The organism is Solitalea koreensis (assembly GCF_900182575.1).
GTDB lineage: Bacteria > Bacteroidota > Bacteroidia > Sphingobacteriales > Sphingobacteriaceae > Solitalea > Solitalea koreensis.
The window spans coordinates 250,046-263,105 of the sequence record NZ_FXSZ01000002.1; the positions used below are offsets into that span (position 1 = coordinate 250,046).

General features: G+C 37.9%; 11 protein-coding genes. All 11 read right to left on the reverse strand.

Annotated features, from left to right (window positions below):
• Window positions 1-34: 34 nt before the first annotated feature.
• Complete coding sequence (locus tag FN756_RS04195; protein ID WP_142601746.1) at window positions 35-610, reverse strand: LutC/YkgG family protein; 576 nt, start codon at window positions 608-610, stop codon at window positions 35-37.
• Window positions 610-1,971: a LutB/LldF family L-lactate oxidation iron-sulfur protein gene (locus FN756_RS04200; protein ID WP_142601748.1), complete on the reverse strand. Its 1,362-nt coding sequence runs from the start codon at window positions 1,969-1,971 to the stop codon at window positions 610-612. Before FN756_RS04200 ends, FN756_RS04195 begins: the two co-directional genes overlap by 1 nt.
• Window positions 1,968-2,708, reverse strand: coding sequence for a (Fe-S)-binding protein (locus tag FN756_RS04205; RefSeq protein ID WP_142601749.1), 741 nt, complete (start codon window positions 2,706-2,708; stop codon window positions 1,968-1,970). Before FN756_RS04205 ends, FN756_RS04200 begins: the two co-directional genes overlap by 4 nt.
• A gap of 104 nt (window positions 2,709-2,812) precedes the next feature.
• Entirely contained in the window at window positions 2,813-4,144 is a 1,332-nt protein-coding gene (locus FN756_RS04210; RefSeq protein WP_142601751.1) for an alpha-L-fucosidase, read from the reverse strand.
• 148 nt (window positions 4,145-4,292) lie between these two features.
• Window positions 4,293-5,075 (reverse strand): L-fucose dehydrogenase, encoded by a 783-nt coding sequence (locus tag FN756_RS04215; protein ID WP_142601752.1) that lies wholly within the window; start codon window positions 5,073-5,075, stop codon window positions 4,293-4,295.
• 24 nt (window positions 5,076-5,099) lie between these two features.
• Entirely contained in the window at window positions 5,100-7,031 is a 1,932-nt protein-coding gene (locus FN756_RS04220; protein ID WP_142601754.1) for a peptide-N-glycosidase F-related protein, read from the reverse strand.
• Between the two features lie 10 nt (window positions 7,032-7,041).
• Window positions 7,042-8,520, reverse strand: coding sequence for an alpha-L-fucosidase (locus FN756_RS04225; RefSeq protein ID WP_142601756.1), 1,479 nt, complete (start codon window positions 8,518-8,520; stop codon window positions 7,042-7,044).
• Window positions 8,521-8,526: 6 nt separating this feature from the next.
• Window positions 8,527-9,942, reverse strand: a complete 1,416-nt coding sequence (locus FN756_RS04230; RefSeq protein WP_142601758.1) for an alpha-L-fucosidase — start codon at window positions 9,940-9,942, stop codon at window positions 8,527-8,529.
• A 9-nt stretch (window positions 9,943-9,951) separates the two neighbouring features.
• Window positions 9,952-10,818, reverse strand: a complete 867-nt coding sequence (locus tag FN756_RS04235) for an amidohydrolase family protein (protein WP_142601760.1) — start codon at window positions 10,816-10,818, stop codon at window positions 9,952-9,954.
• A 5-nt stretch (window positions 10,819-10,823) separates the two neighbouring features.
• On the reverse strand, window positions 10,824-12,158 hold the full coding sequence (locus FN756_RS04240) for an alpha-L-fucosidase (protein ID WP_142601762.1): 1,335 nt from the start codon (window positions 12,156-12,158) through the stop codon (window positions 10,824-10,826).
• A gap of 19 nt (window positions 12,159-12,177) precedes the next feature.
• Window positions 12,178-13,032 (reverse strand): fumarylacetoacetate hydrolase family protein, encoded by an 855-nt coding sequence (locus tag FN756_RS04245; protein WP_142601764.1) that lies wholly within the window; start codon window positions 13,030-13,032, stop codon window positions 12,178-12,180.
• Between the last annotated feature and the right edge of the window lie 28 nt (window positions 13,033-13,060).

A 13,060-nucleotide genomic window follows, 5' to 3' on the forward strand; every position in this document is an offset into this window, starting at 1 on the left:
AATTCCCTAACCTTACGCTTTCTAGAATTCTAAGTTAACAGGCTCTTTTTAACAACACAACTGTTAAGCTTCTGGCGCCGTGCGCGCCAATCACCAAAGATTGTTCAATGTCGGCTGTTTTTGATGGGCCGGCGATAAATACACCATAAGCACCCGATGAAATATTTTCATAGGCCACATGCATGTTGGTTACAATATTTTCAATGTTCAACACTAACATCAAATGTTGGGTAATAAATGGTAATGCTCTGTTCAACATGTTTTGTTCAGGCAACCATATAGCTCCATTTTCAGCAACGCCCCATTCACCTTGTAAAATTGCTACATCTGTCTTTTCCAATAGTTCTGTTGAACTGGATTCACTAATCGTAACCGAGGAAGAAACAATTGCTGAAACTATATTTTCGGCTGTAGAGAACTTTTTTTCTAGCCATACATCAATTTCTGCCAGCGAAGCTAATTCTATTACCTCCCCACCTATCGTTTTCACCGATTGCTTAAACGTTTCTATTGTATTCTCTTCAGCATTAAATACCGGAATCACCGGAAGTTCTTTTGCACCCGGTTTATTTTGTTTTATAGCTGATATAATTTTTTCTTTAGCACTCATTATTTGTTTTGTTTATACCATTCACGAAAACTGTGTTCAGGCACTTCTGGTAACTCCCTTGCCTTTGCCCATGGATTAACACTCTTGTTATGAGTCATAGAGTAGGGTAACCATTTTATCATCGTTCTTCCCATTTTTCCGCTGAAAGAGAAAAGTTTGCTGGAGGCCAGGACTTTTGACATCACTTTCATGCTTAATTTTTTCGACATTGGAAGTGCATTACTTTCACCAATTTGTTGCCGCCATTTATACAACTGAACATGAATATCAATTTTCACAGGACAAACTTCTGTGCAACTACCACATAATGTAGAGGCAAATGGTAATGAACTGTGTTTTTTTAAATCAAGATTTGGTGATAGTATGGAACCTATTGGCCCAGGAACGGTAAAATTATAGCTGTGCCCCCCACTGCGTCGATACACAGGACAGGTATTCATACAGGCTCCGCAACGAATACACTTAAGAGAGTTGTAAAAATCTTCCCTTCCTAACTGTTGAGTACGCCCATTATCTACAATTACAACATGCATCTCTGCACCCGGTCGAGGTTTTGTAAAATGAGAAGTATAAGTGGTAATGGGTTGTCCAGTGGCGCTTCTTGCCAGTAGTCTGGTAAAGACTGATAAATCATTAAACCTTGGAATGATTTTTTCAAAACCCATGCAGGCAATATGCACTTTTGCCAAATTCACGCCCAGGTCAGCATTCCCTTCGTTGGTACAAACTACAACACTTCCTGTTTCAGCAATGGCGAAGTTTACCCCGGTAAGTGCCGCATCAGCTTGCACAAATTTTTCGCGCAAATGCTGTCTGGCAGCTTCGGTTAACCGCTGAGGATCTTTTTCTCCTTTGGGTGTATTTAAATGTTGGTGAAACGTTTCGCCTACATCTTCTTTCTTTAAATGAATTGCAGGTAATACAATATGACTTGGAGCTTCATCGCGTAATTGAATAATGCGTTCCCCCAGGTCTGTATCCACTACTTTAATAGCATGCTGTTGCAAAAATGGATTGAGATGACATTCCTCCGTCAGCATGGATTTACTCTTCACAATTTTCTTTGCCTTGTGTTTTTTTAAAATTTTCAACACAATTTCATTATGCTCCTTTGCATCAGCCGCCCAATGAACATGCACGCCATTCTTAAGAGCATTACGTTCAAATTCTAAAAGATATTCATCCAGTTGACTAAGTGTATGCTCTTTTATTTGTGAAGCCAAGTCTCGCAATTGCTGAAACTCAGGAATGACATATGCCATTTTATCTCTTTTCTGTCTTACAAACCAAAGAGTTTCATCATGCCAGGTAGTACGCTCTATATCTTTGTTAAAAATTGAGGCTTTTTTTGAGTGGCTCATACTTTGTTCCCATTTAAAATTTCAGCGATGTGCATCACTTTCATTGCCAATTTCTCTCTTCTTACTATACCTTCCAGATGCATGAGGCAACTCATATCAGCACCTGTTAAAACCTGGGTTCCATTTTTCACATGATCGTTCACGCGGTCTATTCCCATTTTTGCCGATACGGCTTCTTCGCTTACACAAAACGACCCGCCAAAACCACAGCACTCATCATTTCTGTTTAATACTGTTAAATCGATACCTTTTATATTTTTCAATAAGCTTAAAACAAGTCCATCATGATCTGGGGTTATTTCAGAAGCCGTTGCATTTTTCAATCCTCTTTGTCCATGGCAACTTACATGCAATCCAACTTTATAAGGAAAGGTTACCGGAAGTTCTTTTACCTTCAACACATCTGTAATAAAAGAAACCAGCTCAATGGTTTTGCTTCTCACCTCTTTTACAGCCGTTGTTTGCTCTATAATATTATAATGTTTTTTCACATGATATGCACAACTTCCGGATGGAGTAACAATGTAATCGTAACCGGTAAATGTTTTTACAAAGTGGTTGTAAACCGGTATAGAATCTTTTTCGAAACCTGTATTAGCCATCGGTTGGCCACAGCAGGTTTGTTCCATTGGGAAATCCACCTCAACGCCCAGTTTTTCCAATAACTGTAATGTAGCAATGCCCACATTCGGATAAAACTGGTCAACGTAACAAGGAACAAATAAGGCTATTTTCATTTTAAAAAAATCATCGCGAATATCAAATTTTTAAACAACTTGAAACTCTTATAAAAAATAACTGCAAGCCATTCAATATAATAACTTGCAGTTCAATAAATTAATTAACTCAAACCACCACGACCACGGTATAATTTTACTGGCTTATCTAATTTCAGCTTCACAACCGTCATGTATGGATCTTTTGCTTTTTCAGGTACATTTATAAATACCAAGCCGGGAATAGGACTCCAAGATACTTTACCAACAATTTTGTGTTGTAAGTGCTCGTTTGTTCCAACTACCTGTATGTCTTTGATGGTATTATCAAGCCCTTTTAACATAATATTACCTACAGTTTGACCTGGCAGAAAAAGATAAATAGTAGTGGAATCTTTTGATATAGTAGAAGGACCGTAAAAATGGCCTTGTGGCAATCCTGCTAGAGTGCCGAAGATGGCTTCTTCGTGTTTTTTATTCCACTTTCCTAACTCTTTCAGTATATGCACTTGTTCGGCAGGAATAGTACCATCTTCTTTTGGTCCGATATCCAATAAAAGATTACCTCCATTGCTAATTGCATCCGCAAAAATGGTAATTACTTCGAAAGGTGTTTTATAATTGGTATCATCAGGATGATAACCCCAATTATTATTAGTGGTCATGCATAATTCCCACCAGTTAAACTTTGGTTTCGTAACCGGGAAATTTTGTTCTGGTGTTTCATAATCACCGTAACCTTGTAAACGGCCGTTAATGATGGCACCAGGTTTCAAATTCAAAATATTGGCTCTTACCGTTTTGCTCTGCCATTCGTCAGCACTGTGTTCCCAATCACCATCGAACCACCATAAGTCAGGTTTATATGCCTTATTGATTTCATTAATTTGATTTTGGAAGAAACGCTGAAAACGTTGCCATTTTTGAGGATTGTCAGCAACTTTATAGCGGCTGCTGTCTTTTAAAAATCCCGGGTAATCAGGATGACTCCAGTCAATCAAAGAAAAATAAGCTCCACGTTTAATCCCATTTTTATCTAAGGCTTCATAAAAAGGCTTTAATAGGTCTCTTTGGGCAGGAGTATTTTTTACAACACTAAAATGGTTTTCTTTAGTAGGCCACAACGCTACACCATCATGGTGTTTTGTTGTAATAACCGAATACCTCGCACCACTTTCTTTTATTAAATCGGCCCATTGTTGTGGGTTATAATTTTTGGCAGTAAACCCCTTCATTTGATTCATATAGTCAGCATAACTGATTTTTTTGTTATGAAAACTCCAGCTTTCATCAACACCATTTACTGAATAAATACCCCAATGAATAAATATACCCAACTTAGCATCGGCAAACCATTGCATCTTTTGACGGATGGAATCCTGATTAATTTTTTGTTGAGCCATACCTTGCGTACTTGCAAAACTCAGCCCACACAGTATCAACATTATTCTTTTCATAGAATTATATTTCATATTGTTATTTCTTAGAATGTATTCACTTAACTTGTTGTTCGATTTAATAGAAGTATGTCACACTGTGCAGAGTAGAAGCATTTTTGTAATAAGTTTTCGACTCCGTTCAAACTGACCACCAATTATTTTATCGCTACCCAATCGCTCTATCCAAATGCACATATCCCCCGTCTACATGAATCAATTGACCTGTGGTGTGACTTGATTTTTCAGATAAAAGGAAAGCTACCATATTAGCAATTTCTTCTGCCGTGGTCATTCTATGCTCGAAAGGGATTTTTGCAGTAACCTGTAATAACGTTTCTTCAGGGTTTGGTAAAGTTTGAATCCATTTTTCATATAAGGGTGTATAACATTCAGCAACTATTACTGCATTGACCCGAATTCCATATTTCAATAATTCAACAGCCCATTCTCTGGTTAGCGCATTACGTCCACCATTAGCGGCAGCATAAGCTGATGTTCCTCCCTGACCGGTTTCTGCTGTTTTGGAACCGATGTTTACGATTGATCCTTTTGATTTAATCAATTCAGGCAATGCATACTGGGCAATCAAATAATAATGCACTAAGTTTTTATGCAGTGAAGCCATGAAGGCTTTGTAAGAACCGTTTTCTAAATTCACACCGTCATTCACACCAGCATTGTTTACTACCCCATCAATCCGTCCAAATTTTCCAATCACTTCTTTTACAGCGCGTTCGCATTCATTAGGTATAGTTAATTCAGCAGTTACCTGAAAAGCGTTTCCGCCGGATGTTATAATTTGATTAACTGTGTGCTGGTTATCGCTTTCATTCCGGCCAATAATTACGGCAGTAGCACCCTCTTTTCCTAATACTTTTGCTATACCTTCGCCAATGCCTTTAGCTCCACCGCTAACTATTATCACTTTATTTTCTAAGTGTAAATCCATATTAAATACTTTTTATAATGATCCTTATTCTTTAAGACGAATACGTTTGTTGAATTTTTCCTGTCCGTTTATAAGAACCTTTAAATAAAATCTGCCTTTAGGAAATCGGCTTAAATCATAGGTAAATATTCCTTCTTTCAACTGCCCATATTTATGCTCTTCAACTACCCTAGCATCCGGATCAGTTACGATTTGAACTGAAACATCCTGAGTTTTATTGGCAAAATAATCAAGAGTGGTTTTATCCTTTGTTCGAGTCGGATATAAACTAATTGAATACTGTTCCGGATTAACCTTGTCAGGTTTCGGCCCAACCTTAAAATTATACACCCAGCCAAGTCCGCAATCCGATTCAAATGCCTTAACCATTTCACCATTAGCATTCATCAGTCGAGCTGATCCTCTACCGCCCTTGCCATTATACCAAAACTCCAATCCATTACCAGCCGTGTCAATTAATTCCAAGGAGTAGGCTCCTGAGGCTAAATTTAAAGTATCCCGATAAGTGGTATTGGCTTTTAAAGTGCCTAATTTTCTTTCCTGAATAATCTTACCTTCTTTGTTTTTCAAAACATAGGCATTTTGCTCAGGCTGGTTATTGGTTAGCAGGTAAAATACCAAGGTATTACTAAGTACAGGTGCTGAATAAAAAGAAACGTTCAAGCTGTTGTCTTGCGTAAATTTGTCAATCTTCCCGTTGACTTTTGGAATTTCAACATGAAACTGATTTCCTCCGGGTTTCGCATCTATTATAGAAGGCAATAAAATAGTTGCCTTTTTACCGGATGCCAATTTCCCTCTCCATTGAAATTGTTTTTTCTCAAAACCAAGAGTTCCATAGTGAATTAACAAGCTATTTATTTCATTATTTCCTACATTCTTTAGGATAATCTGAGGATTAGCCGCTGCCGGATTTTGTCGCTTGTAGATAGATTTTGAAGATGGCGCAATTATATCTTCAATGGCAATATCATTTTGAGCTGATGTCTTTTTGTATTGAATCAGGTAAGCACTTATCGTTTCATTAGCACTCGGTTTTGATGAAACATAGTTTTGCATCTTGGTATGAATAGTGTGCATTGTACCCGATTGAACATTAAGATCAAACAGATCGGGCTGCATAAGGGTACCCGGACACCAATTGGCACGATCAATCACCCATGTACCTGCCTGGGGATATAAAGGATTGTCGCCGCACTTCTTCCAAATTGGTCTGGAGTCAATTAATTTACCGTCATACCATATTTCCCTGTATTTACTGCAAAATTCACCACAACCATCAGGATCATCCATTCCATGACCGGTTTGTACAATGCGTAATCGAGCCAATGTAGTATTAGTGTTAGCAGTAAAAGAAGTCGGTTTCAATGCCTCTTCGATTGATTTAGTACTATCACCATAACTAAAATTACCATCGTAAATTTTTTGAATAGATATTGGTTCTAAAGCAGGCTTTCCTTTTATAATTTCAAAATCAATGGTGATGGCCCAGCCTCTGTCTGTATTTGGTTCGTAGCCTGTGTGATTATATACCACTTCAACGCTATCACGTAACAATAGACTAAAATCGGTTACGTCTACTTCCCAGTTAAATTTCCAATCTTTTCCAAACGCACCACCATAAGGCGTAAGCATACGACCAATTTCATAGTCTTGGGTAGCTCCTTTCACTCCTCCTTTACGGGCAATACTGATCCGATCACAATAATCCCAATCGGCACAACGCATACTATCAGGACATGCAAATTTCACATGCATGGTAATTTTCCGAATTGGCAAGTCCGCAGAAGGAAACACACCCCACTTTTTATATAATTTAAATCCCTGCGTCGGATCTGTAACTATAGTGGTTTTATTGTGTGTCACCACATGCAGCGTATCATTTGTTTTTGCAATAAGCCTGGATTCAGTACAGAAAAATAAAGCAATTAATGCAACAATTCTACTAATTTTCATTCAACAAACTTTATTTAATAGTAGCTGTAATACTATCTGCTAATCTTTCTATTTTAAAAGTCCATGCTGGTTGCCCTTTCAATTTTTCAGAGGCTTGGGCAGGTATATTAATTTGAATACCTTGTTTTCCGTTTTTCCAACTCAAAGGTTTGGTATAGCCTAAGAGGTAAATTTTTGCCGATTTTTCAGGTTGTAGGGCAGGTAAAACTACTTCAGTCGGTACATTTTCTTTCTCTTCTGCTAAATAAAAAGCATATACCTGACTTCCCTTGGTACTTTTGGTAAATCTCCATTTTGCCGATTGATAAGGTTTTAACGGTGCAGAGGCGTAAATACCTTCACTATTTACATCCATCCAGACTCCAATTCCTTTTAATCTATCGTAAACTTCAGGAGCCAGATTTCCGGTTTTATCAGGGCCGATTCCCATCAGGAAATTTCCGCCTTTAGCCACAATCTCAATGAGTGTATGAATAGCCCAGTTCACTGATTTGTATTGCTCATTAGGACCTGTATGGTACCAGCTATTGCCGAGGGTAATACAGCTTTCCCATGGATAATCAGGTACCGTTGTTGGGATTTGCTGTTCAGGCGTACGGTAGTTTTCGAAATCACCATGTACAGTTCTGTCAACCATTAATATTCCAGGTTGATTTTTTCTTGCCATTTCAGCAATCCGTGGCATATTAATATCTTGGATCCAACGTTTTTTCCCAAGCCATCCTTTTGTTTCCTCAGTTAAAGACGAAGCTGGACGAACTTGACCTCCATCTAACCAAAGTATATCTAAACTACCATATTCTTGGGTCAACTCTTCAATCTGGTTGTAGGTATATTGCTGAAAATTCTTCCAACGCTCAGGATATTTAGCCGGATCATAATTCACATTACGATCCAATGGTGGGAAGTATGGCCACCAGTAATTTTCACTATGCCAGTCGGGTTTTGAAAAATACGCTCCTATACCCAATCCTTGATTTCTAAAAGCACTGAATACTTCCTTAGCTACATTATTTTTGGGATTTTTGCTAAATACGCTGCCTTTATCCGTGATCTTATAATCTGTATACTTAGAGTCGTACATACAGAAACCATCATGATGTTTGGTGGTAAATACCACGTATTTCACCCCGGCATTTTTGGCTGCAACCGCCCATTTCTGAGGATCAAATTGTACCGGATTAAACTCGGAGCGAATGTTTTCATAAGCCTTTTTATATTGATCATAATTTTGGGCATATGGACCATGACGCTCACACCATCCTTCATCTTCAGGACAAAGACTCCAGCTTTCCACTACCCCCCATTGACTGTATGGCCCCCAGTGGATAATAACACCAAATTTCCAGTCTTGCCATTGTTTCAATTTTTGACTTACAAGATTATCCGTAGGCCAGTGGTAAGGAAACTCTTTTTCCTGTGCACGCAATCCGCTGAACTGAAAAACCAGCAGCACAGCTAGGAAAAGTCTGAATAAAATATTCTTCATGATTAATTATTGTTTAGATTGATTACTGGTTAGGTTTTCGGTCAGTTTTGTCTCTATTAAATAAGCCCCTACTTCACTAATCAATGGAGTTGCTTTTGCATCTTCGACCACCAACCGAATGGCAGTCACTTCTGTTGTAGGGAAAGTAAGTATCCTTTTATGGCCAATGGTAGTTAAAGGAATTTCATTCACAACCTCGGTACCTTTCAACAAAAGTACTTTTGCTTTTTTAACACGTTGTCCATAGGCAATAGGTTCCTGTAATACCACACAGTTAATCTTTTGTGTCGCCTTCAAATCAATTTGAAAAAGGGATTGCTTTTCATCCGAATGACTTGCAAATGTTTTGCTATTTCCATCAGCAATTAACGACTTGGCGTTTAATGCCAAATTCTGCTTAAAGCTATCTTCTCTTAATTTTTTAAAGCCCAACAATGCAATAGAGTCATTTTCGTGGATTAATCCTCTGCGATCCGGTGCAATATTCAATAATAAAGAAGAACCACGACCAACTGATTTAAAATATAAATCAAACAACTGTTCAGGAGTTTTAACTTTATTATCCTCCTCTTTATGATAAAACCAGCCCGGGCGTATGCTAACGTCACATTCGGCCGGAATCCATACTTTTCCATTTTCATTGCCGGCATTCAAAACAGCAGTTGAGGGAGATCCTGCGCCTGGAGTATAGCCAGCCGTATCCAATAAGTTCCAGTTAGTTGTACCGGCGATTCCTTTTTCATTACCAACCCAACGCAGGTGTGGACCAATATCACTAAATACTACCGTATTGGGAGCTGCTTTTTGCATTGTTTTTTTAAACTGATCCCAGTTGTAAACTTGTTTCTTACCGTTCGGACCTTCACCATTAGCTCCATCCCACCAAAATTCAAAGAAAGGTCCGTAATTGGAAATAAGCTCCTTCATCATGTTTACATACACCTGGTTGTATTCTGATGTTCCGTATTGCGGGTGATTGCGATCCCAGGGAGAAAGGTATACGCCGAATTTTAAGCCATATTCTTTACAAGCTTTCGATAAATCCTTTACCACATCCCCTTTGCCGTTTTTCCATTTACTTTCCCTTACAGTATGTTTAGAATACTTACTAGGCCACAAGCAAAAACCGTCATGATGTTTAGCGGTGAGGATAATGCCTTTTGCTCCGGCTTGTTTGGCTAATCTTGCCCATTGTTTGCAATCCAGCTGGGTGGGATTGAATGCATCTTCGGGTTCATCGCCATGACCCCATTCTTTATCGGTAAAGGTGTTAGGCCCAAAATGAATGAACCAATAGTACTCCATGTCATGCCATACCAATTGTTGTTTTGTCGGTATAGGGCCAAAAGACTTAATGTTTTTCTTTTGTGCCTTTACAGAGAAGGATAACACTAAGAAAATTAGTAATAATTTTTTTTTCATGGATTTTTATTAGACATTGGTACCAGTTACTGTTAACACTTTTTCATGTTCGAGTGAATAGAAGTTATTAGCGTTTATGCCCCATAATTTATCCTTTTCATTTTGCGAAAGCGCTGCTGTGTTCAGTTCCAAAATTTCACAACACTCCTTATAGGATGCTGCTAATAAGCTCACTGGCCAATCACTACCAAACATAACTCTTTCTACACCGAAACATTCAATAACTGTATCTATATAGGGTTTAAATATAGGTGCATTCCAATTGTTCCAATCGGCCTCGGTAACCATTCCAGATAGTTTGCAATATAGATTCGGATACTGTGCAAGAATCTGTATGTCTTTTTTCCATTCTTCAATTTTGCCATCCTTAATATATGGTTTTGCTAAATGGTCCAACACAAACGGCTGATCAGGAAACCGTTTTACAAACTCAATAACATAAGGTAAATGTTTAGGTGCAACCAATAGATCATAAGTAAAACCAAATTCCTTAAGTTTTGAAATTCCTTTACAAAAATCAGGTTTTAACAAAAAATCATCCTGCACTTCGGCTTGTAAAATATGCCTGAAACCTTTAAGTTTCTTGTAACTAGAAAAATAAATCAAACGCTCTTCAAGGTTATCAGCCCTTAAATCCACCCATCCTACAACTCCCTTAATAAACTCATTTTTGATTGCTAAATCCAATAAGAAATATGTTTCTTCTTCTGACTGGTCGGCTTGTACGGCTACACAACCATCAATATAATTTTCTTTAAATACAGGAGCAAGATCTTCTGGTAAAAAGTCACGCTGAATAACCTTCATATCATCGGTTATCCAGGCATCTCTTACCTGGTTATATTTCCAAAAATGCTGGTGGCTATCGATTCTCATAGAACTTATTTGCGTTTTATATCCAGTTTTAGAACAGTATCATAATCATCTCGATTTAGGCCTGCTAAATCAATTTTCAGTTGGCCTTTGCTCAAGCTGTATTTTACATTCTTATTATCAACCAAAGAACAAAGTTTAGCTACTTTATAGGGAAAATTATCAATGGTGATCGATGTTGCTTTAGCATCGAAAACATGCAAATAGACTTCTTTATCTGTTTCGGTAACAGCTCCCCATGGTTTTGCTTTAATAGCACTACCGTTAGTGTTGTAAACTGTATGACCATATTTCGCCATCCATTTTCCAACGCTATCCAATCTGGTTACAAACTCTGACTGAATAGTTCCATTAGGCATTGGGCCAATATTGAGTAAAAGGTTAGCATTTAAGCTTGCTGCATTTACCAATAGGTGAATTATCTGTTGCGACGACTTATACTTTGTATCCTTAATATTATAGCCCCATGAGCCATTTAAGGTTTCACAGGTTTCTAATGGTAATTGATCAGAGGCTTTTTGAAAACTCAAACCTGACTTATTTTCGCCTGGAAGATCCCGTTCAAACATTTGAAAATCTTCTCCTTGTAACGGGGAAAGATGATGATTATTGCCAACCATACATTGTGGTTGTAAACGGTGAATCAGACTGTAAATCTCATCATAGTGCCAATTCAGTCGCGAACTTCTGTCCTTTTCCCCTTCAGGTGCAGTTTGATCCCAATGACCGTCGAACCAAATACCAGAAATTTCACCATAATTGGTCAATAATTCGGTGAGTTGGTTTTTCATAAACTTAATGTAATTATTCCAATCACCCATTTCAGTTCTTCCTGTTCCTTTTCCTGTTCTACCGGTCCAATACTGATAATCGGAACGATACCAGTCTAGCAGCGAATAATAAAGCACTAATTTTATTCCTTCTTTATGACATTCATCGGCCAATTGCTTTAAAACATCTTTTCCGTATGGGGTATTGGTAATTTTCCAATCAGACTCTTTGGTGTCCCAGTTACTAAAGCTATCATGATGCCTGGTAATAAATGTAATGTATTTCATACCTGCACCTTTGGCAGTAGCCACCCATTTTTTAGCATCAAATTGCTGAGGGTTAAAAAAGTCTTTTAAATGTGTGTAATCGTCAACATGAATATTTCGGTTATTCATTACCCATTCTCCATCACCTAATACACTGGATGCTCCCCAATGAATAAACATGCCGAATTTGGCATCATGAAACCATTTCCTGGCTTCTAAATTTGCGGCAGAAGGTTGATAATTTTCTTGTGCCTGAACATTTAAAGAACCTAATATTAAGCTTATGAGAATGAGTTTTTTTTTCATAGATCTACTTGAACAATTATTATTTAGAAAAAGCTACTACCTGTTGTTTAGCTGTGCCTAAGCTATCTATGCCTAATTCTACAACATCACCTGGATTCAGGTAAATAGGTGGGTTAAAACCTAAGCCAACACCAGCAGGCGTACCTGTAGAAATCACATCACCAGGAAGCAAGGTCATAAACTGGCTTACATAAGAAATAATGAAAGGAATACGGAAAATAAAATTGGCTGTTGTTCCAGCTTGCATCTTTTTACCGTTTACAGTTAACCATAAGTTTAAATTATCTGAATCGGCAATTTCATCTTTGGTAACTAACCAAGGGCCTAATGGAGCAAAAGTGTCACATCCTTTTCCTTTATCCCAGGTACCGCCTTTTTCAATCTGAAATTCTCTTTCACTCACATCATTATGTAAACAATAACCAGCTACATAATCCATAGCTTCGGTCTCTTCAATGTAACTCGCTTTTTTACCGATTACCACCGCCAGCTCTACTTCCCAATCTGTTTTAACCGAGTTTTTAGGAATCATAATATCATCAAAAGGGCCACATAAAGCCGTTGTTGATTTCATGAAAACTACAGGCTCCGAAGGGATGGTTGCACCTGTTTCTTTAGCATGGTCGGCATAATTCAATCCAATACAAACAATCTTTGAAGGACGGGCAATAGGAGAACCTAAGCGCACATCATCACTAACCATAGGCAGTTTTCCTTCATTTTGCTTAACAAAGTCTGCTAATCGTTTTAATCCGTCGGTTTCAAAGAATTGTTCATTGTAATCTTCACCAAAAGCAGAGGTATCATATTTTACGTCGTTAATGCATACTCCGGTTTTTTCATTACCGTATTCGCCAAATCGTATAAGTTTCATTGTTGTGTGTTATTGTATTATCGAATAT

Bases quoted from the DNA above. Each gene is read 5' to 3' on its own strand.
- FN756_RS04225 (WP_142601756.1), bottom strand. From the start codon at position 8,520: ATGAAGAATATTTTATTCAGACTTTTCCTAGCTGTGCTGCTGGTTTTT.
- FN756_RS04240 (WP_142601762.1), bottom strand. From the start codon at position 12,158: ATGAAAAAAAAACTCATTCTCATAAGCTTAATATTAGGTTCTTTAAAT.
- FN756_RS04210 (WP_142601751.1), bottom strand. From the start codon at position 4,144: ATGAAAAGAATAATGTTGATACTGTGTGGGCTGAGTTTTGCAAGTACG.
- FN756_RS04205 (WP_142601749.1), bottom strand. From the start codon at position 2,708: ATGAAAATAGCCTTATTTGTTCCTTGTTACGTTGACCAGTTTTATCCG.
- FN756_RS04215 (WP_142601752.1), bottom strand. From the start codon at position 5,075: ATGGATTTACACTTAGAAAATAAAGTGATAATAGTTAGCGGTGGAGCT.
- FN756_RS04200 (WP_142601748.1), bottom strand. From the start codon at position 1,971: ATGAGCCACTCAAAAAAAGCCTCAATTTTTAACAAAGATATAGAGCGT.
- FN756_RS04245 (WP_142601764.1), bottom strand. From the start codon at position 13,032: ATGAAACTTATACGATTTGGCGAATACGGTAATGAAAAAACCGGAGTA.
- FN756_RS04195 (WP_142601746.1), bottom strand. From the start codon at position 610: ATGAGTGCTAAAGAAAAAATTATATCAGCTATAAAACAAAATAAACCG.
- FN756_RS04235 (WP_142601760.1), bottom strand. From the start codon at position 10,818: ATGAGAATCGATAGCCACCAGCATTTTTGGAAATATAACCAGGTAAGA.
- FN756_RS04230 (WP_142601758.1), bottom strand. From the start codon at position 9,942: ATGAAAAAAAAATTATTACTAATTTTCTTAGTGTTATCCTTCTCTGTA.
- FN756_RS04220 (WP_142601754.1), bottom strand. From the start codon at position 7,031: ATGAAAATTAGTAGAATTGTTGCATTAATTGCTTTATTTTTCTGTACT.